This is a genomic window from Rhodococcus sp. RDE2 (assembly GCF_020885655.1).
In the GTDB taxonomy this organism is placed as follows: domain Bacteria; phylum Actinomycetota; class Actinomycetes; order Mycobacteriales; family Mycobacteriaceae; genus Rhodococcus; species Rhodococcus pyridinivorans.
The window spans coordinates 1,999,303-2,022,901 of the sequence record NZ_AP025186.1 but is presented as its reverse complement, the minus strand read 5'-3'; the positions used below and the strand labels follow the sequence as shown (position 1 = coordinate 2,022,901).

The 23,599-nt window shown below is 69.2% G+C and carries 19 protein-coding genes; 3 read left to right on the top strand and 16 right to left on the bottom strand.

The window, feature by feature from the left end; all coding sequences use genetic code 11:
• Positions 1-13: 13 nt before the first annotated feature.
• The 6 genes from rplU to LPH33_RS09370 all read right to left on the bottom strand — a co-directional run bounded on the left by rplU (position 14) and on the right by LPH33_RS09370 (position 9,231).
• Positions 14-325 (bottom strand): 50S ribosomal protein L21, encoded by a 312-nt coding sequence (gene rplU, locus LPH33_RS09395; RefSeq protein ID WP_006551183.1) that lies wholly within the window; start codon positions 323-325, stop codon positions 14-16.
• Positions 326-559: 234 nt separating this feature from the next.
• Entirely contained in the window at positions 560-3,871 is a 3,312-nt protein-coding gene (locus tag LPH33_RS09390) for a translation initiation factor IF-2 N-terminal domain-containing protein (RefSeq protein WP_420714485.1), read from the bottom strand.
• A 444-nt stretch (positions 3,872-4,315) separates the two neighbouring features.
• Positions 4,316-4,735 carry a nucleoside-diphosphate kinase gene (ndk, locus tag LPH33_RS09385; protein WP_160876542.1) on the bottom strand — a complete coding sequence of 140 codons (420 nt, stop codon included), beginning with the start codon at positions 4,733-4,735 and terminating at the stop codon, positions 4,316-4,318.
• 16 nt (positions 4,736-4,751) lie between these two features.
• Positions 4,752-5,156 carry a DUF4233 domain-containing protein gene (locus tag LPH33_RS09380; protein ID WP_016691887.1) on the bottom strand — a complete coding sequence of 135 codons (405 nt, stop codon included), beginning with the start codon at positions 5,154-5,156 and terminating at the stop codon, positions 4,752-4,754.
• Entirely contained in the window at positions 5,153-6,574 is a 1,422-nt protein-coding gene (folC, locus tag LPH33_RS09375; RefSeq protein WP_026061075.1) for a bifunctional tetrahydrofolate synthase/dihydrofolate synthase, read from the bottom strand. Before folC ends, LPH33_RS09380 begins: the two co-directional genes overlap by 4 nt.
• On the bottom strand, positions 6,571-9,231 hold the full coding sequence (locus LPH33_RS09370; RefSeq protein WP_229567907.1) for a valine--tRNA ligase: 2,661 nt from the start codon (positions 9,229-9,231) through the stop codon (positions 6,571-6,573). The genes folC and LPH33_RS09370 overlap by 4 nt, the downstream gene beginning before the upstream one ends.
• A gap of 156 nt (positions 9,232-9,387) precedes the next feature.
• Here LPH33_RS09370 and LPH33_RS09365 point away from each other — a divergent pair, with 156 nt between their 5' ends.
• Entirely contained in the window at positions 9,388-9,762 is a 375-nt protein-coding gene (locus LPH33_RS09365) for a hypothetical protein (protein WP_088897351.1), read from the top strand.
• Positions 9,763-9,794: 32 nt separating this feature from the next.
• Here LPH33_RS09365 and LPH33_RS09360 read toward each other — a convergent pair whose 3' ends face one another.
• On the bottom strand, positions 9,795-11,789 hold the full coding sequence (locus LPH33_RS09360) for an alpha/beta fold hydrolase (RefSeq protein WP_229567905.1): 1,995 nt from the start codon (positions 11,787-11,789) through the stop codon (positions 9,795-9,797).
• 124 nt (positions 11,790-11,913) lie between these two features.
• On the opposite strand from LPH33_RS09360, the gene thiD reads away from it, so the two are divergent.
• A complete protein-coding gene (thiD, locus tag LPH33_RS09355) occupies positions 11,914-12,705 on the top strand; it encodes a bifunctional hydroxymethylpyrimidine kinase/phosphomethylpyrimidine kinase (protein WP_229567903.1) in 792 nt (263 codons plus the stop codon).
• A gap of 89 nt (positions 12,706-12,794) precedes the next feature.
• Here thiD and LPH33_RS09350 read toward each other — a convergent pair whose 3' ends face one another.
• Together LPH33_RS09350 and LPH33_RS09345 are read right to left on the bottom strand one after the other, a co-directional pair.
• Entirely contained in the window at positions 12,795-13,400 is a 606-nt protein-coding gene (locus tag LPH33_RS09350; protein WP_229567902.1) for a GNAT family N-acetyltransferase, read from the bottom strand.
• 9 nt (positions 13,401-13,409) lie between these two features.
• Positions 13,410-14,627, bottom strand: a complete 1,218-nt coding sequence (locus tag LPH33_RS09345) for a winged helix DNA-binding domain-containing protein (RefSeq protein ID WP_229567900.1) — start codon at positions 14,625-14,627, stop codon at positions 13,410-13,412.
• A 341-nt stretch (positions 14,628-14,968) separates the two neighbouring features.
• On the opposite strand from LPH33_RS09345, the gene fdhD reads away from it, so the two are divergent.
• A complete protein-coding gene (fdhD, locus tag LPH33_RS09340) occupies positions 14,969-15,799 on the top strand; it encodes a formate dehydrogenase accessory sulfurtransferase FdhD (protein WP_229567898.1) in 831 nt (276 codons plus the stop codon).
• 9 nt (positions 15,800-15,808) lie between these two features.
• Here fdhD and LPH33_RS09335 read toward each other — a convergent pair whose 3' ends face one another.
• The 7 genes from LPH33_RS09335 to LPH33_RS09305 all read right to left on the bottom strand — a co-directional run bounded on the left by LPH33_RS09335 (position 15,809) and on the right by LPH33_RS09305 (position 23,491).
• A complete protein-coding gene (locus tag LPH33_RS09335; RefSeq protein ID WP_229567896.1) occupies positions 15,809-16,993 on the bottom strand; it encodes an alpha/beta hydrolase family protein in 1,185 nt (394 codons plus the stop codon).
• 18 nt (positions 16,994-17,011) lie between these two features.
• A complete protein-coding gene (locus LPH33_RS09330; protein WP_106200070.1) occupies positions 17,012-17,800 on the bottom strand; it encodes an SDR family NAD(P)-dependent oxidoreductase in 789 nt (262 codons plus the stop codon).
• A 41-nt stretch (positions 17,801-17,841) separates the two neighbouring features.
• Complete coding sequence (locus tag LPH33_RS09325) at positions 17,842-18,498, bottom strand: PaaI family thioesterase (RefSeq protein ID WP_106200071.1); 657 nt, start codon at positions 18,496-18,498, stop codon at positions 17,842-17,844.
• Positions 18,495-19,364: a MaoC/PaaZ C-terminal domain-containing protein gene (locus LPH33_RS09320; RefSeq protein ID WP_106200073.1), complete on the bottom strand. Its 870-nt coding sequence runs from the start codon at positions 19,362-19,364 to the stop codon at positions 18,495-18,497. The genes LPH33_RS09325 and LPH33_RS09320 overlap by 4 nt, the downstream gene beginning before the upstream one ends.
• Positions 19,365-19,370: 6 nt before the next feature.
• Positions 19,371-21,560 carry an acyl-CoA dehydrogenase gene (locus LPH33_RS09315; protein WP_229567895.1) on the bottom strand — a complete coding sequence of 730 codons (2,190 nt, stop codon included), beginning with the start codon at positions 21,558-21,560 and terminating at the stop codon, positions 19,371-19,373.
• Positions 21,561-21,592: 32 nt separating this feature from the next.
• Entirely contained in the window at positions 21,593-22,756 is a 1,164-nt protein-coding gene (locus tag LPH33_RS09310) for a steroid 3-ketoacyl-CoA thiolase (RefSeq protein ID WP_064063327.1), read from the bottom strand.
• A gap of 117 nt (positions 22,757-22,873) precedes the next feature.
• Positions 22,874-23,491 (bottom strand): TetR family transcriptional regulator, encoded by a 618-nt coding sequence (locus LPH33_RS09305; RefSeq protein ID WP_026003400.1) that lies wholly within the window; start codon positions 23,489-23,491, stop codon positions 22,874-22,876.
• Positions 23,492-23,599 lie beyond the last annotated feature (108 nt).

The window sequence follows — 23,599 nt, the reverse complement described above, 5'->3', positions numbered from 1 at the left end:
CTCGAAGCTCGGTTTACTTGATGCCGGTGACCTTGACGACCGTCAGCTTCTGACGGTGGCCCTGGCGCTTGTGGTACCCGGTCTTGTTCTTGAACTTGTGGATGCGGATCTTCGGGCCCTTGGTGTGCTCGACGATCTCGCCGGTGACCGAGACCTTGGCCAGCTTGTCGGCGTCGGTGGTCAGTTCGGATCCGTCGACGACGAGGACCGGGGCAAGCGAGACAGCAGCGCCGGGCTCACCCTCGATCTTCTCGACCTTGACGAGGTCGCCTTCAGCGACCTTGTACTGCTTACCGCCGGTCTTGACGATCGCGTACGTTGCCATCGGACGGCTACCCCTTGCTTCTTCGAACGTGCTCGCGCCACAGTGCTGCGGACGCGACTGGTCTGGTGTGGTTGCTGACTCGGGTCCCGCCGGCATCCTGAATCCGGACGCGGCTGGGCACTATCGCCGAGTAGCGACTGAACAAGATTACGGGAAGGTGACTCCCAGGGTCAAACCGGGTGGCACGGTAGTGCCTGCTTCCGGGCCGGTCGTGACCGGCCCGGAAGCGGAGGGTCACGCTTCGGCGTCCACCGGAGGTCCGGCGGGGCGCCCTGCGGCACGCCGCGAACGCGGCCGCCGCACGATCTCCACCGGCGTCTCGACCGGTGTGCTCGGCCGGGAGTCCGACTCGGCCCCCGTCGACGTGTCGGTCGTCGCGGGGACGACGAACACCTTGGCTGCAGGTCCACCGTCACCGGCGGGCGCTGCGGCCGCCCGTGCGACCCTGCGGGCCCGACGACGACGCGGAGCCGGTTCTGCGGCCTCGACGGAAGCCGCACCGTCGGTGCTCTCCCCCGCGCCGGAGACGGCCGTCCCGGACACGGCAGCCTCGGGAACAGCGGTCTCTGCGACCGCGGATTCGGCCGCTGCGACCTCGGCTTCGATCTCGGCGGGCTCGTCGGAGGCGGTCGTCACCGTGGTGGCGTCCTCCCCTGCGACGGGCTCCTTCGTCGGTGCGGCGACCTTCTCGGGCTCGACGGCCCGCAGCGGCTCGGTGACCTTGACCGGGTCGACGTCGGCCGCCGTCTCGGATGCGGCCTCGGCCGCTGCTGCCGACTCTGCCTCCGGAGCGTCCGCGGCCGGTGTCGAGTTGTGCGCGGCCATGGCGAGCGCCACGGGGTGCGCGGCACGCTTGACGACCTCTTCGGGCGACGGCGTCGCGTGCGTCTCGGCGGCGGGCTCCTGCGAGCTCTTGTCGCGTCCACGCTTGCGCCGCGAACCACCGCCGGACGAACGACCGGAGTCGTCCGAGGACTTCGACTCGATCGGCTCCGAGTGCACGATGAGGCCGCGGCCGCTGCAGTGCTCACAGGTGGTGGAGAACGCCTCGACGAGACCGGTCCCGAGCCGCTTGCGCGTCATCTGGACCAGGCCGAGCGAGGTGACCTCCGAGACCTGGTGGCGGGTGCGGTCCCGGCCGAGAGCCTCGGTCAGGCGCCGCAGCACGAGATCGCGGTTGGACTCGAGCACCATGTCGATGAAGTCGACGACGATCATGCCGCCGATGTCGCGCAGGCGCATCTGGCGGACGATCTCCTCGGCCGCCTCGAGGTTGTTACGGGTGACCGTCTCCTCGAGGTTGCCGCCGGACCCGGTGAACTTGCCGGTGTTGACGTCGATGACGGTCATCGCCTCGGTGCGGTCGATGACGAGCGTGCCGCCGGAGGGCAGCCACACCTTGCGGTCGAGAGCCTTCGCGAGCTGCTCGTCGATGCGGTGCGCGCCGAAGACGTCCACCGAGTTCTCCGAGCGGTAGCGCTCGACGCGGGGCAGCAGGTCGGGTGCGACCGTCCGGATGTAGCTCTCGACGGTGTTCCACGCCGAGTCGCCCTCGATGACGAGCTTGGAGAAGTCCTCGTTGAACAGGTCTCGCACGACCTTCACGAGCAGATCCGGCTCCTCGTAGAGGGTCTTCGGCTGTCCCGATGCGTCGGCCTGCAGCTTCTCGGACTGCTCCCGGATCGCCTCCCACTGCGTCTGCAGACGGGTGACGTCGCGCGAGAGTTCCTCCTCGCTCACGCCCTCGGCGGCGGTACGGATGATCACGCCCGCCTCGGAGGGGACGATCTCGCGGAGGATGTCCTTGAGACGCTTGCGTTCGGTGTCGGGCAGCTTGCGGCTGATGCCCGTGGACGAGCCGCCCGGCACGTACACCAGGAAGCGTCCGGCGAGGCTGATCTGGGTGGTCAGACGCGCGCCCTTGTGACCGACCGGGTCCTTGCTGACCTGCACGACCACCTGGTCGCCGGGCTTGAGGGCCTGCTCGATCTTGCGGGAATTGCCTCCGAGGCCCGCGGCCTCCCAGTTCACCTCACCGGCGTAGAGCACGCCGTTGCGGCCACGCCCGATGTCGATGAACGCGGCTTCCATGGACGGAAGGACGTTCTGCACGCGGCCGAGATAGATGTTGCCGACCATCGACGCCGACCCGGAGGTCGTGACGAAGTGCTCGACGAGGATGCCGTCCTCGAGCACCGCGACCTGCGTCATGCCCGCGTGGGAACCGCCCGTGCGTTCGCGCACGACCATGACCCGGTCGACCGCCTCGCGGCGGGCGAGGAACTCGGATTCGGTGAGGATCGGGGGCCGGCGGCGACCGGCCTCGCGGCCGTCACGCCGACGCTGACGCTTCGCCTCGAGACGCGTGGAACCGCTGATGCCCTGGACCTCGTCCTTGGCGCGGCTCTTCGGACGCGGCTCCCGCTCGTGGACGACCGTGGGAACCGAGTCGTCGTCGGTGCTCGCGGTGTCGGTGTCGGAACCGCGACGACGACGGCGACGGCGGCGGCGGCGGGACGTCCCCCCGCCCTGCTCGTCGTCGGTGTCGTGCTCGTCGCCCGAGGCGGCCTCGTCGGAGGTGCTCTCCTCGGTGCCGGCGGTCTCCTCGGCGTGGGTCTCCGCTGTGGTGGACTCTGCTGCGGTGGACTCCGCTGCAGCGGGCTTCTCCGTCTCCGCGGCGGCGGACTCGGTGTCCTCGCCGGTCGCGGTGGTCTCGTCCTGCTGGTCGGTGTCGGTGCCGTCCCCGCGGCCACGTCCACGACCGCGACGTCCGCGGCGGCGGCGACGCGGCTGGTCGTCCTGGTCTTCCTCGGCCTGCTGCGACGGCGCTTCCTCGGTGGACTCGGCGGCGGCCGGCTCGGCGGTCTGCTGCTCGTCCTCGGCCGGAGCCTGCTCGGTGTCCTTGCCGCGGCGTGCGCGTCGGCGACGCGGGCGGGTCTCCTCCTCCTCGGCCGGCGAGGGCACCTCGGGCTGGAGGAACAGCGGTGCGGCGACCATCGGCTCGGCCGTCGTCGACGGCTCGGGCATCTCGAACAGCGGAGTGCTCTGCTCCACCGACGTGAACAGCCCGGTGGGTCCTCCGACGGAGGGGATGTCGACGGCCTGCGGCGCGGTCTCGTCCGCGGTCTTCTCGGCGGGTCGCAGCTCGTCGCTCTCGACCGGCACCGCCTCGGCGATCTCCGCCACCTCGGCCGCAGGCTCGGGAGTCGCCTCGGCGACGGGCTCGGGAGCAGTCTCGGCCTCGGGAGCCGTCTGTGCTGCAGGTTCGGGAGCCGTCCCGGCTTCCTGCACGGTGGGTTCGGGCGTGCCCGTGTCGTCGCTCAACGCGGCGTGCAGGTCCTCCGCGACGTCGCGTGGGAGGGTCGAGTGCGCACTGCGCAGCTCGGTGCCGCGCTCGGCGGCTTTCGCAATCACCTGCTTACTGGTCAGCCCCAGCAGCTTGGCGAGGGCATGGACGCGGATCTTGGCAGGCAGACCGAGGAGGTTCCGTCCCCCTGCGTCCGACGCTTCGATCGAGTTGTTCTCCGGCGGCTCTTGATCGGCCACGTAGGTCTCCTAAGGCCCCCGGGCGCGTCCACCACCGACAACAGCGATGTGAGCGGCCACGCGGGGGCGCAGCTTGTGTACTCGCGCCGGGTGGGCGCGAGTCCTTCCGGTCTCGCATCGCGCGGTCGTCCGGTGCCCGTTTTCACTGCACGGCCGAGCAATGCCTGGCTTGATCGCGGGTCGAGCGCCGGAACATCCAGCGTGCCGCCGAGCGAGGTGTCTCCTTCGTCCTCGGCCACAGCGATGTCGGGCATCGATCCGTGATGTCGTTCGGCTGCTCCGCACGCGGTGTGTGCGGGGCAACCTCTGCCAGTATCCCACACGGAGATGCACGGATACGCCAACGGCGCCCCGGAGGGCGCCGTCGGCGGTGTCGGGAGGCGCGAAGCGCGACGCCCGAGAGGTTTCGTGAGCGACACGCCAGGCGCCGCTCGTGCGGGGCTGTTACTTCGCAGCCAGGGCGGGGAACCAGAGAGCGATCTCGCGCTCGGCGGACTCCACCGAGTCGGAGCCGTGGACCAGGTTCTCGCCCGGATCCAGGCCGAGATCGCCACGGATCGAGCCGGGCACGGCCTTCTCGACCGGATCGGTGCCACCGGCGAGCTGCCGGAACGCCGCGATCGCGCGGGGGCCTTCGAGGACCGCGGCCACGAGGGGGCCGCCGGTGATGAACTCGATCAGCGAGGGGTAGAAGGGCTTGCCCTCGTGCTCGGCGTAGTGCGCTCCGGCGACCTCCTCGGTCGCGGTGCGCAGCTCGAGAGCCATGATGTCCAGCCCCTTGCGCTCGATGCGCGAGAGGATCTCTCCGACGTGACGGCGTGCGACGCCGTCGGGCTTGATCAGTACCAGGGTCCGCTCAGTCACGCGACAAGCCTAGAGGTCAGTCCCGCTGGCCCGGGAGCAGACCCCTGGATTCGCGATCCCTGATGTCCTTGCGCAGGTAGAAGATGTACGCCCACACCACGGCGAAGAGCACACCCACCGCACCGAACGCGAGGTCGACGAAGAAGCCCAGCACGGCCAGCACCTGCAGCGTGATGTTGAACGGGATCGCCCACGACTTCTTCTGTATCCCGGCTCCGAGGAACATGAGAACGGCGAGGCCCACGACGTAGGTCGTCGACCACGCGCTCAGTCCCCCGCCGACGGTCGCGATCACCGGCAGCACCAGCAGCACCACGATCGCCTCGAGCACGAGCGTTCCCGCCATCACGCCGCGGAAGCCCTTCCAGGGGTCCGTCGTCGGCGGCCGGAACTTCTGTTCCTCCGGCTTGTCGTTGCTCACGCGGGATCCTTTCCGAACAGACTGCGGGCCGCACCTGCGGTCACCACCGAACCGGTGACCACGACCCCGGCGCCCGACACCGCTTCGCCGGGCTCGCCGACCTCCTCCGCGATCGCGATCGCGGTCTCGATCGCATCCGGGAGCGTCGCCGCGGTGACGACCCGTTCGTCACCGAATCGGGCGACGGCGATGTTCGCCAGATCGTCGACGTCCATCGCCCGCGGCGACCCGTTGTGGGTGACGACGATCTCGTCGAAGACCGGTTCGAGCGCCTCGATCAGACCCGCGACGTCCTTGTCGGCCATCACGCTCACGACACCCACGAGCTTGCGGAAGTCGAATTCCTGGGCGAGCGCGGCCGCGAGGGCCTTCGCACCGTGCGGGTTGTGCGCGGCGTCGAGGAAGACGGTGGGCGCATTGCGCACCCGTTCGAGCCGGCCCGGCGTGGTCACCGACGCGAACGCGTCGCGCACCGCCTCGACATCGAGCTGCTTGTCGGGGCCCGCCCCGAAGAACGCCTCGACCGCGGCCAGCGCGACCGACGCGTTGTGCGCCTGGTGCTCGCCGTGGAGCGGCAGGAAGATGTCGGTGTAGAGACCGCCGAGACCCTGCAGGTCGATCTGCTGTCCACCGACGGCGACCGCGCGCCGCACCACCGCGAACTCGGAACCCTGGCGGGCCACGGCCGCGTCGGCCTCGACGGCCTGCCGCAGCAGCACGTCCATCGCCTCGGGTTCCTGCTGCGCGATGATCGCCACGGTGTCGCGGGGCACGAGACCGTCGTCGGGTGCCTTCTTGATGATCCCGGCCTTCTCCCCCGCGATCTCCGTGAGGGTGTCGCCCAGATAACCGGTGTGGTCGATCCCGACGGGCGTGATCACCGCGACCTGCCCGGTGACGACGTTGGTGGCGTCCCACCGTCCGCCGAGACCCACCTCGACGACCGCCACGTCGACGGGCGCGTCGGCGAACGCCGCGAACGCCATGGCCGTGGTGACCTCGAACTTGCTCATCTTCGGGCCACCGGCCGCCTCGGACTGCTCGTCGATCATCCGGACATACGGTTCGATGTCGCGGTAGGTGTCGACGTAGGTCCGCGGCGAGACCGGCGCGCCGTCGATGCTGATCCGCTCGGTGGCGAGCTGCAGGTGCGGGCTCGTCGTCCGGCCGACGCGGTGGTGCATGCGGGTGAGCAACGCGTCGATCATCCGGGTCGTCGACGTCTTGCCGTTCGTGCCGGCCACGTGGATCGACGGGTAGCTGTTCTGCGGCGACCCGAGGATGTCCATGAGCGCGGCGATCCGCGCCAGGGACGGCTCGATCTTCGTCTCCGGCCAGCGCTTGTCGAGCTCGGCTTCGACGAGCGTCAGTTCGGCCAGGTCCACCGGGGACGGCGCCCCCGGGGTGTCGGTGCTCACGCCGCGCCCAGCTCCTTCAGTCGTGCGGTGATCCGTGCGATTTCCTCTTCGGCGATCTGCTTGCGACCGCGGATCTTCTCGACCACCTGGTCGGGTGCCTTCGCAAGGAAGGCCTCGTTCGACAACTTCGCGGAGGTGCCCGTCAGCTCCTTCTCCGCGGCGGCGAGATCCTTGCGCAGGCGGGCGATCTCGGCGCCGACGTCGATGCTGCCGGAGGTGTCGAGCTCGACGGTGACCGTCGCGCGGCTCAGCCGGACCTCGATCGACGCGGTGGCCGAGAACGAGTCCTCCGGCGCGGTCAGGCGCGCGAGCGACTGCGCGGCCGGCACCTGCGCGACGAGATCGGCGTCCTCGACACCGACGAGCCGGGCCGCAACCTTCTGCGACGGCTTGAGGCCCTGATCGCTGCGGAACCTGCGGACCTCGGTGACGAGCTTCTGCAGGTCGGCGACACGCTGCGCCGCGGTCTCGTCGGTGGCGACGCCGGACGCCTCGGGCCAGGCCGCGATCACGACGGACTCGCCGCCGGTGAGCACCTTCCACAGCGTCTCGGTGACGAACGGGATGACCGGGTGCAGCAGGCGCAGCAACTGGTCGAGGACGGTGCCGAGCACGACCTTGGTGCCGTCGGCGTAGGCGCTGCCCTCGGCGAGCTGGACCTTGGCGAGCTCGAGATACCAGTCGCAGACCTCGTCCCACGCGAAGTGGTAGAGCGCCTCGCACGCCTTCGAGAACTCGTAGTGATCGAAGGCCGCGTCGACCTCGGTGCGCACCTGCTCGAGGCGATCGAGGATCCACCGATCGGCATCGGTGAGCTGGTCGCGGGCCGGGAGCTCGCCGATCACCGCGCCGTTCATCAGCGCGAACTTGGTCGCGTTGAACAGCTTGTTCGCGAAGTTGCGCGACGACTGGGCGTGGTCCTCACCGACGGCGAGGTCGCCACCCGGGTTCGCGCCGCGCGCCAGCGTGAAGCGCAGGGCGTCGGCGCCGAAACGCTCGACCCAGTCCAGCGGGTCGATGCCGTTGCCGCGCGACTTCGACATCTTCTTGCCGAACTGGTCACGGACGAGGCCGTGCAGGAACAGATCCCGGAACGGCACCTGCGCCTGGTGCACCGCGTCGTCGCCCGACACGTAGGTGCCGAACATCATCATGCGGGCGACCCAGAAGAACAGGATGTCGTAGCCGGTGACGAGAACGCTGGTGGGATAGAACTTGTCGAGCTCGGGGGTCTTCTCCGGCCAGCCCATCGTGGAGAACGGCCACAGACCGGACGAGAACCACGTGTCGAGCACGTCCGGGTCCTGCTCCCAGCCCTCGGGTGCGGTCTCGTCGGGGCCGAAGCACTCGACCTCGCCGTTCGGGCCGTACCAGATCGGGATGCGGTGACCCCACCACAGCTGACGCGAGATGCACCAGTCGTGCATGTTGTCGACCCAGTCGAACCAGCGCGGTTCCTGGCTCGCGGGGTGGATGACGGTGTGGCCGTTGCGCACTGCGTCGCCGGCGGCCTTGGCGAGCTTGTCGACCTTGACCCACCACTGCATCGACAGGCGCGGCTCGATGGTCTCGCCGGACCGCTCGGAGTGGCCGACGCTGTGCAGGTAGGGGCGCTTCTCGGCGACGACACGGCCCTGCGCGGCGAGTTCCTCGCGGATCGCGACGCGCGCCTCGAAACGGTCCATGCCGTCGAAGCGGGTGTCGGAATCGGCGATGCGGCCGGCCTTGTCCATGATCGTGGGCATCGGCAGGTCGTGCCGCAGACCCATCTCGAAGTCGTTGGGGTCGTGCGCAGGCGTGATCTTCACTGCGCCCGTGCCGAATTTGGGGTCGACGTATTCGTCGGCGATGATCGGGATCTGCCGCCCGGTGATCGGATGCTCGAGCGTGGTGCCGATGATGTCCTTGTAGCGCTCGTCCTCGGGGTGGACCGCGACGGCGGTGTCGCCGAGCATCGTCTCCACACGGGTGGTGGCGACGACGACGTGCGGCTCGTCGTCGTTCAGGGAGCCGTAGCGCAGGGAGACGAGCTCACCCTCGACCTCCTCGAACTTCACCTCGATGTCGGAGATCGCGGTCTGCAGCACGGGCGACCAGTTGACCAGACGCTCGGCGCGGTAGATCAGGCCCTCGTCGTAGAGGCGCTTGAACATCGTCTGCACGGCGCGGGACAGGCCCTCGTCCATGGTGAAGCGGTCGCGCGACCAGTCCACGCCGTCGCCGATGCGACGCATCTGGCCCTGGATCATGCCGCCGGACTCGGCCTTCCACTGCCAGACCTTGTCGATGAAGGCCTCGCGACCGAGGTCCTCCTTCTTCTTGCCGTCGGCAGCGAGCTGCTTTTCGACGACGGTCTGGGTGGCGATGCCGGCGTGGTCCATGCCGGGTAGCCACAGCACCTCGTAGCCCTGCATGCGCTTACGGCGGGAGAGCACATCCATGAGGGTGTGGTCGAGAGCGTGACCCATGTGCAGGCTGCCGGTGACATTCGGCGGCGGCAGGACGATCGAGTACCCGGGCTTGTCGCTCGTGGGGTCGGCCTCGAAGTAGCCGGCGTCGACCCACTGCTGGTAGAGCTCCGCTTCGACGGCGCTGGGGTCCCAGCTCTTGGGAAGGGCGTCGGCGGGGTTCTGCGAGTTCTCTGGCGCACTGGTCACCCGTCAATCGTAAGCGTCGCGGCGAACCTCCTGGACAGGGGCCACGACAGAGCCGGACAGGGGCCAGGACAGAGTGTGGCCCGACCCCCGACGGGGTATCGCAGTGCCGAGCGGCCGAATGCGCGGACGCCGAACGACAGGACGGAGGACACCGTCATGATGCGGGCATTGATCTTCGCTGCAGGTGCAGCCGCGGGATTCGTCGCGGGGACCCGGGCGGGACGCGAGACGTACGACAAGTTGCTGGGACGTTCGAACGAGCTGTGGCACAACCCGGCGGTCCAGGAAAAGGTCATTCCTGCGGTACAGGACAAGGTGACGGAAGCGGCCGGCGTCGTGAAGGAGAAGGCGCCGCACCTCCAGGAGACGGTCGGTGGTCTCGCAGAGAAGGTCACCCATCGCGGCGGATCGGGTCAGCACTCGTCGACCGGCTCCGGTTCCGGTTCAGCGACGAGCGAGTCGACACCGGCCACCGATGAGCCCACCCGTCCGCCGGCCTCGCCGGGCGACCAGCCGCGCCCACCCGAATAGCGGGGCGGCGAACCCCGAGCAGACGTGCTCGGTCAGCCCAGCTCGTCCGGTAGGTCGAGCGGGCGGCCGAGCACGTGCTCGGACAGGAACGCCTCGACGGTCCGGTACCAGATCTTCGAGTGCCGCGGCTTCAGCACCCAGTGGTTCTCGGACGGGAAGTACAGGAAGCGGTGGACGGTGGTGCCGTCGTCCTCGGCGGGCCGCCCCGATTCGTTGAGCAGCTCGTACCACAGGCGCAGGGCCTCGCCGATCGGGACGCGATAGTCCTTGTCGCCGTGGATCACGAGCATGGGCGTGACGATGTCGGCGACGAACAGGTGCGGTGAGTTCTCGACCGCCATCTCCGGGGTCATCTCCCGCTGCCAGTACCAGGCCACGTCGGTGGTCGGGGTGAACTGGTCCAGCGCCCACAGACCCGCGTGGGTGACGACCGCGCGGAATCGGTCGGTGTGCCCGGCGATCCAATTGGCGAGATATCCACCGAACGATCCGCCCATCACCGCGGTCCGCTCCTCGTCGATGTCCTCACGCGCGACCGCGGCATCCGTGACGGCCATCAGATCGGTGTACGGTTCGCTCCCCCACCGCCCCCAGCCACGCCGCACGAAGTCGTCGCCGTAGCCGGTGGACAGTGCGGGATCGGGCAGCAGCACCGCATAGCCGCGGGCGACGAGGAGCCACGGGTTCCAGCGCCACGACCAGGTGTTCCAGCTGCTCAACGGGCCACCGTGCACCCACAGCAGCATCGGCGCGGGGTCGTCGGCGGACGCGGTGTGCGGAATCGCGAACCACGCCCGCACCGGCGTGCCGTCGGGGGCCTGGGTGGTCAGTTCCTCGAGACGTCCCGGGAGTTCCGGAAGCGCAGCGGGAGCACGTAGCGGCGTGACGGTGCCGGCGTCCGGTCCGGTGAGGTCGATGCGCACGGGGTGCGGCGGCGCTTCGTAGGAGGCCCGCAGCGCGTATGCCCTGTTGCCGTCGGGCGCGATACGGACGTCCGTGTAGGCGGCGTCGTCCGGGGTGAGGCGGTCGGGCTGTGCGGACCCGAGCCTCTGCACGAACACCGGCGCGCGACCGTGATCGTCGGCGGTGAGCACGAGACCCGAACCGTCGGGCAACCAGGTGACGGAAGTGGGACGCCTGTCCCACTCCGGGGCCTCGACGGTCGTGGTCCCGGTCGCGATGTCGAGGACGCGGACGGTGATCTGCGGCGGGTTCTCCGCGTCGCCGATCGACTCGTGCAGGTAGGCGAGCCTCGTCCCGTCGCACGAGATCACCGGGTGCGTCGCGTCGCCGGTCTCGTCGTCGACGAGCGGGGTGCGCAGGCCGGTGCCGAGATCGATCCGCACGACGGTGACGCGGCGCGAAGCGAGCGGACCGGGGACCACCCAGGTGGCCGCGGCGAACGAACCGTCCGCAGCGACATCGAGGTGGGCGTCGCGCAGCGACCCGCGGATCCCCGGGGTGAGATCGGTGAACCCGTCGCCGCTGTTGTCCGGGAGGAGCAGATGCGGCTGGTCGGGTCCGAGATCGTGATCCCAGTAGCGCACCGGATAGCCGGCATGCAGCACGGCGGTGACCGCACCGTCCTTGCGGGCGTCCCGGATCCGTTCGTCGTCGGACTCGCTGTGGCCGAGAACGGACGCGAGCAGGACCGTCCTGTCGGCGTGCGACGCCGCACACACCGACGCGAACCCACCCTTCCGGGATCCGATCTGCTCGGCCTCCCCGCCGGCCACGGGCAGTCGCCACAGCGACACCGGCGGGTCGTCCGTACCGCGGGCGGCGGTGAAGAGCAGGTCGCCGGTCGCGGTGAAGGTCGGGTTCGACTCCCCCGTGGCGCCGTGGGTCAGGCGCCGCGCCGGGGTATCGCCGGCGGGATCCACCTCCCACAACGCGCCCGTGTACGAGGTGGCCTTGTCGTCGAGCGTCGACTGCGTGATCACCAGGCGGTTCCCGTCCGGAGACATCGTGAGGGAGGTGACGCGGGGTAGCGCCAGGTAGTCGTCGAGCTCGTCGAAGGCCGTCATGCCTGGACGATATCGGGAGCGGCGGTGGGCGGTCCGCAGGTGGCACCGGGTTCGTCTGTAACCTGGTCGTCCGGCGGGTACATCCCGCGGAAACGCCGTCTCCCCGTCCGAACGGAGCACTCACATGGTCGACCTCGCATACGTCATCGCCGGCTCGGAAGCGACCGGTGGCGCCGGTCTGCAGGTCGACCTCAAGACGTTCCAGCAGCTGGGTGTGTACGGCGTGGGCACCACGACGTGCATCGTCTCGTTCGATCCGAAGAACGACTGGGGCCACCGCTTCTTCCCCGTCCCGGCCGAGGTGATCGCCGACCAGATCGAGGCAGCAACCGCCGCTCACGACCTCGACGTGGTGAAGATCGGCATGCTGGGCACACCCGCGACGATCGATGTGGTCGCCGAGGGCCTGGAGAAGCAGTCCTGGCGGCACGTCGTGCTCGACCCGGTCCTGATCTGCAAGGGCCAGGAAGCCGGGGCGGCGCTCGACACCGACAACGCGTTGCGCGCGCAGGTGCTGCCCCATGCCACGGTCGTCACCCCGAACCTGTTCGAGGCTCGCATGTTGTCCGGTATGGACGACATCACCTCCGTTGACCAGCTCGTCGAGGCGGCACGTCGCATCCACGATCTCGGCCCGCAGTACGTCGTGGCGAAGGGCGGCGTCGAACTCGACGGCGAGGACGCCGTCGACGTCCTGTTCGACGGTTCCGAGGTCACCCTGCTGACGGCACCGAAGGTCGGCAACGAGCGGGTGTCCGGCGCCGGCTGCACCCTCGCGGCCGCGATCACGGCCGAACTCGCGAAGGGCGGGTCGGTCGCCGACGCCGCGGCCCGCGCCAAGGATTTCGTCACGACCGGGATCAAGGGACGCGTGTCCGCCAACACTCCGTTCGACACCGTCTGGCAGGGCGCCTGATCCGAAGGCGGGGAGCATCCGCGATCCGATTCGTCATCCGCTGCGGCAATTGCTGTAGCGGATGACGAATTCGATCGCGGATCGACACCTCAGCGCGGCTGCCGCCACATTCCCCACAGCGTCGGCCCGCCGTCGGGGACGACGATGGCGCGGGTGACCTCGAACCCGAACCGCTCGTAGTAGGGAACGTTCGCCTCCTTGCTCGATTCGAGGTAGGCCGGAGCGTGTTCGGCGTCGGCACGGTCGAGGCCGGCCTTCATGAGGGCTGTGCCGAGGCCGGTCCCCCGCGCGGCAGGTGAGGTGCCGATCGTCGACAGATACCAGTGCGGTTCGCCCGGATGCGCCGCATCGAGGGTTTCGTCGACCTGCCGTCCCCGTTTCATGTACCTGCCGAGTGCTGCGCAGAAACCGGGCAGCAGACGGAGCGAGGTCCACGTATCGCTACGCCATCGTCCGGGTGGCGCCCACATCGCCGCGCCTCCGACGACCCCGTCGGACTCGGCGATGTCGGTGGCTCCCAACGGCACCATGTGGTGCCGGGCGTCGGCCGCGAAGAAACGGGTCATGCGCCGGATGCGGTGGTGTTCGTCCGGGAACATCCACGTGAAGACCGGATCGTCGACGAAGGCTTCGGCGACCACCGGAGCGAAGGCCGGAATGTCGCGGCGCGTGGCGGTTCTCGGTTCGATGGCCATGAGCGCAGCCTACGACGAGGACCTGCCCGACGGCGCGCCGTCCGTCGCCGCCGCGAGTTCCTTCGCGAGAGGTGTCGGGAATCTGGCCGTCACCTTCACTCCCCCGAGCCACTCGTCGAGGCGCGCGGCCTCCTGTTCGAGCACCGCCCGGCCGTCGACCCCGATGTCCTCGAGCAGATGCAGTTCGACGGATCCGGAATCGCTCTGCCACCACGTGCCGACGATCCGTCCGTCCCACCACGCCGTGGGCCCGGCATTGCCGTTCGAATCGAACAGGTCGCCCTTGTACGACCCCAGATACCAGTCTCGTTCGGCCCACCCCATCACCGTGGGGTCCAGGGAAGGCAGCAATACCCCCCACGGGTCGGCGGGAGCAGGTTCCTCCACGTCGTCGGCCAGGAGGTATCCGGAACGGCCGTCGAGATCCACCTCCACCACGTCGAGGTCGGCGAGAGCCGCGCGTACGGCGGTGAGGGTGGAGCCGAGCCACCACTTGATGTCGGCCTCGGTACCCGGCCCGAAGACCCGCAGCCATGATTCCACGAGGGCGCGTAAACCGTCGGCTTCGCCGCACGGCGCGATCCCGGCGCCGAGCCACGACTCCGTCGACGTCCAGGCGGGCCGCGACACGCGCCACGACCCGTTGTTGGACGCCCGCACCACTTTTCCTTCGGCGGAGAGCACGGTGAGCACGCGCGGAGCGAACGGGACCCTGCCGCCCCACGACTTCCCGATCCCGTAGTCGATACTCGCGTCGAGAAGCGGGATCTCGGCACGCAATTCGCTGGACGTCGCTTCGCGTCCGCCGGACAACGCCTGCAGCACGTGGCCGCTCACCTCGTCGAGCCACTGCTCGCCGTCGCCGTGCAGACCGGCCTTCTCGACGTCCTTGACCACCTGACGGCGTTGCGCCGCTGCGACTCGCGCGCTCGCGCCCGCCTGCACGACCGGCAGGATCTCGCGCGGGAAGACGAAGACGGTGCGCCGCATGGCCATGTGTTTCACCAGCGACCGATCCGTGTAGAGGGCCCGATCGAGGTCGGTCGTGACGAAGTCGTCGACCCGGGCCCATGCCGACAGGTAGACGCTGGCGGGATCGGTGCCGTGCAGGCACACCATGCCGGTCGCGGCGTCGACCGCATCGGCGGCGCGGTGCCCGGGATGCAGGCGGTGCCGGGTGGCGAGTCGTGCTCGGCGTTCGGTTGCGTCGATCCTGCGCACAGCCATGGCCGACATCGTAGATGCGATGTCCGACTCGGCAGAGCGACCACACGAGTCCACCCTGTTCGACCCTGGTATCCGCGATCCGAAGCCGACCGGTGGCCCGCATTCATCACCGTCCCCCGAGAGGAGACCGAGTCTGTAGTGTCCCTACGAGGAGCGAGGGGGTTTCGTGTGGTGCCACCCGCGGTCCACACCGCCTCGGGGCGCAGCCGAGCGCAGTCGTGAACGGGCGGGCAGTGGCGGACAGTACGGAGGATGACGTGCCGCACGACCGGGTACCCCTGCCCTGTCGAGTTGCGTAGTGACAAGGGCTCGACCCGCTGCACGTATCTGGGAGGTAGAGGATGGGACGGGTCACGACACGTCGATCGGTACTGCGCATCACGGCGGACAGGGTGACGCGACGTCCCGACACCCTCGCCGTCGAGGAACCGCTCGAGATCAGGATCGGCGGCGAATCACTGACGATCACGATGCGCACCCCCGGGCACGACGTCGACCTCGTCCACGGATTCCTCCTGGCCGAGGGGATGATCGGCGGCCGCGAGGACATCGCCGCCGTCCGCTACTGCGACGGGGTGGACGAGAGCGGCGCCAACACCTACAACGTTCTCGACGTCGCTCTCGCGCCCGGCGTCACCATTCCCGAAGGGACCGGGCGACGCGCGTTCACGACGACCTCCGCGTGCGGGGTGTGCGGGAAGAACTCGCTCGACGAGGTGCGCACGCGCACACGCTATCCGCTGAAGGACGCCGGCACCACCTCGATCGGTACGCACACTCTCGCCGAACTGCCCGACACGCTGCGCCGACACCAGCAGGTCTTCGAGTCGACCGGTGGTCTGCACGCGGCCGCGCTGTTCACCCCCGACGGGGCGCTGCTGGCCCTGCGTGAGGACGTCGGCCGGCACAACGCCGTCGACAAGGTGATCGGCTGGGCCCTGACCGACAACCGGGTTCCGCTCTCGCACACCGTGCTCATGGTGAGCGGACGCGCCTCGTTCGAACTCGTGCAGAAGGCGGTCATGGCCGGGATCCCCGTGCTCGCGGCGGTCTCCGCGCCGTCGTCGCTGGCCGTCGACCTCGCCGCGGAGTCCGACCTCACGCTGGTGGGTTTCCTCCGCGGCGAGACGATGAACGTCTACACCGTCCCCGAACGCATCAAGACCGACTGATCGGCGGCATCAACCGCACGTGCCGTCCTGGGCCTCGCCCGCGCGTACTCCGTCGACGAACGCCCGTACGTCGTCGACGGACTCCTCGAGTACCGCTCGGTGATCGGCTCCGTCGTACACCCGATAGGTCAGATCGGCTCCGTTGCTGCACAGCGCCGCGGTCACCTGATCGGTGACCGGACGCAATACCAGCGCGTCGTCGCTTCCCTGCACAACGAGCGTCGGCACCGTCAGGGTGAGCGGTTCGACCTCCTGACCGGCGTAGTACTCACGGAGCGACTCGAGGTCCGCATCCGGAGCGAACACCCGATCCACCGGTACCGTGCTCGCCACCTCGCGGATGTCGTCCATGCACCCGGTGCGCGCGGCGTCGAGCAAGGGGCGCGAGGCGTCGGTGAGCATCGCGTCGGCATCGATGCTCGGGTCCGCCGCCTGCGCTCCGAGCAGCAGCACCGGCAGGAACCCGAGCGCCGGACCGATCGCGGGGCCCGCGGTCGCGTAGTACTCGGCCGTCTCACTCGTGCGGCTGCCCGGGGCGAAGGCGATCGCTCCCTGCAGGTCGAGCTCGGGGGCGTGTTCCTGCCCGCGCGCCGCCGCGTACAGCGCGGCGTGGCCACCCTGACTGTGGCCCATCGCGACCCACCGGGTGCCGATGCCCGGATCGAGTTCCCGGGCCGCGCGCACGATGTCGACGACGGCGGCCGCGGCACTGTCACCGTTCATATAGGGATGTCCACCCGGAGTGCCGAGCCCCTCGTAGTCGGTCTGGACCACGGCGTAGCCGTCGGCGACCCACCGGTCGAGCATGGCGGTCGTCCTTGCGACATAGGAGTGGGCCGGGCCGCCGGGAGTGTCGGCGGAGGGCGCACAGGCATCGCCGACCCCCGTGGTCCCGTGGGCCCAGCTGAGCACGGGCCAGCCTCCCTCCGGTGCCTCTCCTTCGGGGATCGCGACAGTCCCGGAGACGAGGACGGGACGCCCGTCGGCCCCCTCGGACAGATAGGTGATCAGGTCGGTTCGTGACGCGCTGGGAAGCGCCGCCGCACCGGTGAGAGGGCGGTCGGTGACCAGGGAGCCGGGTCCTCCTGCTGCCTCCTCGGTGTCGTCACCGCCGGTGTCGGAGCAGGAGGTGAGGCCGAGCATCGAGACCGCGGCGAGTACCGATACCGCGCTCCGAGCAGTACGAGAGATCATGAACCCTCCGTCGGGATTTCAGTCGACCGCCGGCGCCCATTGCACGCCGTTGATGTGGCTACCGCCGTCGACGAACAGCGTGTTGCCGGTGAGATAACGCGAGTCGTCGCTCGCGAGGAAAGCCGCGACGGTACCGATGTCGTCGAGAGGGTCACCGATACGGCCCATGGGGTTGGCCGCGGCCTGTGTCGCCGCCATCTGCGGATCGGCCTCCGCGACCCGCCGGTACGCCGCGCTCTGCGCGCCGGGGCAGATCACGTTGCAGCACACCTGTTTCGGGGCCCATTCCCGGGCCGCGGTGCGGGTCATGCTGCGCAACGCCTCTTTCGCGGCGTTGTACGACACCGAGTACATGTGGGCATTGACGCCGTTGAGACTGCACATGTTGATCACTCGGCCGGTTCCGTGGCGGGCGAGTTCCGGGTACGCGCGTTGCATCGCCCAGAAGGTCGCCATCACGGCCATGTCGAAGCCTGCCTGCATACTCTCTTCGGGCGTCTTCTCCATGCGCGCGAATCCCAGTGACCGCCAGGCGTTGTTGACCAGGATGTCCAGACGTCCGAATTCGCGCACGGCCGAGTCCACCATCGCGTGCACCTGCTCGCGGTCGGTGACATCGGTCGGCACGAAGTGCGCACGCACGCCCCACCGGTCGGTGAGCCACCGCGCGGTATCGGTCCCTGCCGCCCGGTCCACTTCGGCGACCACGACGTGCGCGCCCTCGCGGGCCAGGGCACCGGACACCCCTCGGCCGATCCCCATACCGGCTCCGGTGACGATCGCCACCCGTCCGTCCAGCTTTCCCATGTCGGTTCTCTCCGATCCGGTGAGGTGAGTGATGGCGACCGTCAGCGAGGACGGGGAACCGTCTTGTCGATGAACAGTGCCTCGACGGACACGCACACCGTGCCGTCCGCGGTCCTGATCTCCCCGGCCGTGCTGATCTTGCGGCCGTCCTGCTCGACCAGACGACCGGTGACCGTCAGCGGTTCGAACAAGGGCGTCGGACGGTGGTACCGCACGTTCAGCTGGGCGGTGGCACCGCTGCGTCCGGCCCATGCGTTCGCCACACCCAGCGTGTGATCGAGCAGAAGCGCCGAGACTCCGCCGTGCACGTGCCCGGGCGGACCCTGGTACGGGAAGGTCAGTTCGACGACGCCTTCCACCGAACCGTCCTCGCGCCCGGAGAGAACCAGCGGCGGCGCGAGCGCGTTCTCGGGTCCGGTGACGGGGTCGTGCCGGGTGACACCCTCCCCGTGCCACATGTCGACCAGTCGCTCCTGCACCTCGGGGGCATGTTCCTCGAGGTGCTCGGCGATGCTGTCGAGTTCTTCCGCGACCCGCTCGAGATTCGCGTTGGCGCGGTCGGTGCGCAGCAGCGCGTCCACCACGCGCCGCGCGGCAGCGGTGGCGCGGTCGACGGCGGTGTCCTGCGGCGCCGAGGTCAGCACCGTGCCGGCGGGCGCGTGCCCGACGATGGGGTGGGTATCGGGGTCGACTCTCATCGGATCTCCATCGTGGCGTGGGTGAGCACCGGTTGTCCGTCGCGCTCGGGGCAGGTGGCGAGCAGGGTCAGGGTGTCGCCGTCGCGCCACACCGCCGTCTCGATCGTCTCCCCCGGGTACAGCGAGCCGGCGAAGCGGACCGAGAACGACCGGACACGGGTGGGATCGCCGTCCAGCACACCGTCGACGACGGCCTTGCACACGACACCGTACGACGCGAGGCCGTGCAGGATCGGCCGGTCGAACCCCGCCATCTTCGCGAAGTCGGGGTCGGCGTGCAGCGGGTTGAGGTCGCCGCTGAGCCGGTACACCAGCGCCTGCTGTGTGCTCGTGGGCGACACGAGGGTCTTGTCGGCCTCCCGTTCCGGGACGGTGGTCGACGTGTCGGGTCCAGGATTGCCGCCGAAGCCGCCCTCACCGCGCGCCCAGATCTGCATCGCACTGGTCCACAGCGGGTTTCCGTCGCCGTCCGTGGCGGACTGTTCGAGCACGATCACCGCGGCCTTGCCCTTGTCCCAGACATCCGCGATACGCGACGAGATCGTCGCGGAACCCGAGGTCGGGATCGGGGCGTGCACGGTGACGGATTGCCCACCGTGGAGAATCTTGCGCAGATCGATGTCGATTCCCGGCAGGTTCATCCCGGTCGGCGACACCTGTCCGGCGGAGACCCCTTGCCCCGCAACCATTGCGAAGGTCGGCAGGACCTGCAGGCCTTTCTCGTAGACCCACCGCAGTTCGGCGGGGTCGAGCGAGTCGGCGCCCGCCCCCAGCCCGAGGTGGTAGAGGATCACGTCGCGGTCGGTCCAGGCGGCCTCACGGGTGGTGGGGGCGGCGGACAGTGCGACATCCCTGTCGATGGGCATGGGCACTCACTTTCCGGGTTCGGGATCGCGGGGCAGGCCGAGAAGCCGCTCACCGATGATGTTGAGCTGGACATTGGTCGTCCCGCCGGCGATGGACATGCACTGCACGTTGAGGAACATGTGGGTGGCCGAGGCGCGGTCCTGGTCGTCGAGCAGAGAGGCCGGGCCGGCCCAGTCCATCGCGGTCTCCCAGACCTGCTGGAGGTGCTCGACACCGAGCAGCTTGGCGACGGAGGACTCGGGACCGGGCTGCGCACCGGCCAGGGAGCGCAGCGCGGTGCGCAGACCCATGAGGCCACCGGACGCGGCATCGCCGAGCACCTTGCCGAGGACGGTGAGCTGTTCGTCGTCCGGCCCGCCGGGGGTGTTCTCCGCCAGCGTCGCCAGAGCCTCGCAGCCGGCTCCGAAGGAGGAGTCGTGGGAGAGGGAGACACGTTCGTTGGCGAGGGTGGTGCGGGCGAGCTTCCACCCGTCGCCCGGCTCACCGACGAGGCACTCGTCGGGCACGAACACACCGTCGAGGAACACCTCGTTGAACAATGCCTCGCCGGTGATCTCCCGCAGTGGCCGGATATCGAGACCCTCGGTGTTCTTGATGTCGATCAGGAAGTAGGACAGGCCCTTGTGCTTGGGTACGTCCATGTCGGTGCGGGCGAGGCAGATGCCCCAATCCGCAACGCGCGCCATCGACGTCCACACCTTCTGGCCGTCGAGTTTCCATCCACCGTCGACCTTGACGGCCTTCGTGGACAGACCCGCGAGGTCCGATCCGGCGCCGGGCTCGGAGAACAGCTGGCACCACACGAGATCCCCGCGCAGCGACTGCGGGACGAAGCGCTCGATCTGGTCGGTGCTGCCGTGTGCGATCAGGGTCGGCACCACCCAGTTGCCGATGATCATGTCGTGCGGTTCGAGGCCGGCGGTCCGCAGTTCCTCGGCGACGACGAGCTGCGTGACGGCGTCGGCGGCCTTGCCCCACGGTGCGGGCAGATGCGGAGCGGTGTATCCCTTCTCGGCCAGATATGCCTTGCGTGCCGCCCCCTCGAGCGAGGTGGCCGGCTCGAGCTCTGCGCGGATGTCGGCACGGATCTCTTCGGCCTCGGCCGGCAGGTCGACACTCAGCACACGGCGGGCACCGCCGAGCGTGAGACGGGCGACCCGGCGGCGCCAGGATGCCGTGGAGCCGAGCAGCAGGCGAAGCGACTGAGCGCGTCGCATGTACAGATGGGCGTCGTGCTCCCAGGTGTAGCCGATGCCGCCGAGCACCTGGATGCAGTTCTTGGTGACCTGGAAGGCCGCTTCCGGGGCGATGGACGCCGCCACGGCGACGGCGAGCGACGCCTCGTCCTCGGGTGCCTTCTCGTCGAGTGCTCGCGCGGCATCCCATGCCACGACGCGCGCCTGCTCGGTGAGGCAGAGCATTCGGGCGACGGTGTGCTTGACGCCCTGGAACTGGCCGATGACCCGTCCGAACTGCTTGCGGACCCGTGCGTAGTCCGCCGCGGTGGTGGTGGCCCGGTCCGCGAGGCCGGCCGCCTCGGCGGCGAACAGCGTGGCGGCGATATCCACGACCCGCTGCGAGTCCAGTCGCAGCACATCGCCGTCGGACAGGTCCAGGCCGTCCACGGTGATCTCGGCGTTCCGTCGGACCACGTCGTAGCTGGGCAGGTGCGCGACGTCGACCCGATCACGCGTGACGACGACGAACGCCGTCTCGCCGTCGTCGTCGGCCGCGAGCAGGAACACATCGGCGACCTGGCCGCCGAGCACGACACCCGAGGTGCCCGAGAGGGTGACGGAGTCGCCCTCTCGCACGACTCGCATGTCCCCCGGCTGCAGGGACACCGCACCGAACAGCGATCCGTCCGCGAGTCCGTCGAGTTCGGTACGACGCCCCGCCTCGTTCAGGACCGCCGAGACGATCACGGTCGGAAGGAACGGGCCGGGCACCATCGATCGCCCGAGTTCCTCGGCGACGATCGCGGTTCCGAGCAGGCCGAATCCGGCACCTCCCACCTCTTCCGGTAGGTGCAGTCCGAGCATGCCGAGTTCGGCGAGCGAACTCCAGTAGGGCGGGCGCGCTTCGGTTTTCGCTTCGACAGCCGTGCGGATCACGTCGGCTGTCGCGTGCCGAGCCGCCCAGCCGCGTACGGAATCGCGGATTTCGCGGTCCTCGTCACTCAATCCCAGAGTCATGAACGGTCCTTTGGATAGAAGAATGTCCGACGTCAGATGCGCTCGATGATGGTGGCGGTGGCCATGGCGCCACCCGCACACATCGTGACCAGCGCCGTGGAACGGTTCGAACGCTCGAGTTCGTGCAGGGCAGTGGTGATCAGCCGGGATCCCGTGGAACCGACGGGATGTCCGAGCGCGATGGCACCGCCGTTGACGTTGACCTTGCTCATGTCGGCTCCGTGGACCTGGGCCCAGGACAGCACGACGGAGGCGAAAGCTTCGTTGATCTCGACGATGTCGATGTCCGACAACGACATTCCGGTTCGATCGAGCACCGCGCGGGTCGCGTCGACGGGGCCGTCGAGGTGGTAGTACGGGTCGGAACCGATCAGGGTCGACGCGAGGATGCGCGCACGCGGCCGCAGACCGGCTTCGCGTGCCTTGTCCTCGCTCATCAGCAGCACCGCGGCGGCACCGTCGCTGACCTGGGAGGAGTTGCCCGCGGTGTGGATTCCGTTCTCGATCACCGGACGGAGGCCGGCAAGCCCTTCTGCGGTGGTCTCGCGGAGCCCACCGTCGCGGGTCACGGTCGCGATCTCACCGGTGGGCTCGCCTTCCTTCGTCACGACGGGCGCCTGCACCGGGACGATCTCGCGGTCGAAGCGGCCTTCCGCCCAGGCGGCCGCGGCGCGCCGCTGCGACTCGAGCCCGAGGGCGTCGACGTCGTCGCGCTTGATCCCGCGCTTCGCGGCGATCCGCTCGGCGGAGGTGAACTGGTCACCCATGTCGATGGACCAGTCGTCCGGATAAGGGTTTCCGGTGCCCGGTGCGTTGGCCTGACCGAGGAATACCCGGCTCATGACCTCGACGCCGCACCCGATTCCGGCATCGATCTGACCGGACGCGATCAGTCCGGCGACCATATGGACGGCCTGCTGCGACGAACTGCACGCGCAGTCGATGGTCGTCGCAGCGGTCGTGTACGGAAGTCCCGCGTGGAGCCACGCCTGGCGGGTCACGTTGTTGGACTGCTCCCCCGCCTGCGTGACCGCGCCTCCGACGATCTGGCCGACCTGATCGGCGGGCAGTCCGGTGCGGTCGAGAACGGCCTTCTGGGCGGCACCGAGCAACACCGCGGGATGCACCCCGGCCAGCTGTCCGCGGCGACGACCGATCGGTGTCCGCGCGGCCTCCACGATGACGACGTTGCTCATGCCCACTCCCAGCTCTTCGAGGATATTGAAATTTATTCTAGTGACGCAGACCGCAGATTTCCGAGCCGTCCCACCGAGCGGGACAGCCCTTGCGGATTCGATTCCCGGGCCTGCCCGTCAGCGCACGCCGGCGGACAGATCCACGAGCAGAAGGTCGCACGCGACACGCAGGTCGGATTCGACCTCGGGGATCGACATCCGGCCGTTGAGCGCCGATCGGACGAGCCCGAACCACAGCGCCACCAGCAATCGCACGACGGTCACGTCACGAACGGTCGGCTCGTCGATACCCGCGGCGGCCAGGAGCCGTCCGTCGAAGTGCCGATCGATCTTCGCCACATCGGGAATGGTGGCGGCGTTCGACGAGGCGGCGGACTGGATCATCGCGTTGGCCAGCAGCGGTGCTCGCACCAGCGCCCGAGTGGCCTGCAGCAACGCGTCGTAGACCGCGTCCGCGGGCGCAGCGGACGGACGCGAACGTCTGGAGAGATGAATACCCATGCGGTCGATCTGGTCCACCATGACCGCGACGAACAGATGCGTCTTGGACGGGAAGTACCGATAGAGGGTGCCGATGGCGACCCCGGCAAGTTCGGCGACCTCCTGCATCCGAACCCGCTCGAGCTCCTTCTCGGCACCCAGTTGCGCTGCGGCATCGATGATCCTGCCGTACCGCGCGTGCTGCTCGGCCGAGTTCGGCTCGGCCGCATCCCGCACTTCCGCAAGTCTCGGCATGCTCGACTCCTCCCCTTCGTGATCGGTCGGCACCCACCCGTCGTCGGCGACGAACGTTCCAGGTGGAACAGGTCGGGGTCCACCCGATCCCATCCAGCGGGACCGTGT

Excerpts from the sequence above, each read along its gene's own strand:
- rplU (WP_006551183.1), bottom strand. The coding sequence starts at position 325 with ATGGCAACGTACGCGATCGTCAAGACCGGCGGTAAGCAGTACAAGGTC.
- LPH33_RS09365 (WP_088897351.1), top strand. The coding sequence starts at position 9,388 with ATGATGCGGGCATTGATCTTCGCTGCAGGTGCAGCCGCGGGATTCGTC.
- LPH33_RS09360 (WP_229567905.1), bottom strand. The coding sequence starts at position 11,789 with ATGACGGCCTTCGACGAGCTCGACGACTACCTGGCGCTACCCCGCGTC.
- thiD (WP_229567903.1), top strand. The coding sequence starts at position 11,914 with ATGGTCGACCTCGCATACGTCATCGCCGGCTCGGAAGCGACCGGTGGC.
- LPH33_RS09350 (WP_229567902.1), bottom strand. The coding sequence starts at position 13,400 with ATGGCCATCGAACCGAGAACCGCCACGCGCCGCGACATTCCGGCCTTC.
- LPH33_RS09345 (WP_229567900.1), bottom strand. The coding sequence starts at position 14,627 with ATGGCTGTGCGCAGGATCGACGCAACCGAACGCCGAGCACGACTCGCC.
- fdhD (WP_229567898.1), top strand. The coding sequence starts at position 14,969 with ATGGGACGGGTCACGACACGTCGATCGGTACTGCGCATCACGGCGGAC.
- LPH33_RS09335 (WP_229567896.1), bottom strand. The coding sequence starts at position 16,993 with ATGATCTCTCGTACTGCTCGGAGCGCGGTATCGGTACTCGCCGCGGTC.
- LPH33_RS09330 (WP_106200070.1), bottom strand. The coding sequence starts at position 17,800 with ATGGGAAAGCTGGACGGACGGGTGGCGATCGTCACCGGAGCCGGTATG.
- LPH33_RS09325 (WP_106200071.1), bottom strand. The coding sequence starts at position 18,498 with ATGAGAGTCGACCCCGATACCCACCCCATCGTCGGGCACGCGCCCGCC.
- LPH33_RS09320 (WP_106200073.1), bottom strand. The coding sequence starts at position 19,364 with ATGCCCATCGACAGGGATGTCGCACTGTCCGCCGCCCCCACCACCCGT.
- LPH33_RS09315 (WP_229567895.1), bottom strand. The coding sequence starts at position 21,560 with ATGACTCTGGGATTGAGTGACGAGGACCGCGAAATCCGCGATTCCGTA.
- LPH33_RS09310 (WP_064063327.1), bottom strand. The coding sequence starts at position 22,756 with ATGAGCAACGTCGTCATCGTGGAGGCCGCGCGGACACCGATCGGTCGT.
- LPH33_RS09305 (WP_026003400.1), bottom strand. The coding sequence starts at position 23,491 with ATGCCGAGACTTGCGGAAGTGCGGGATGCGGCCGAGCCGAACTCGGCC.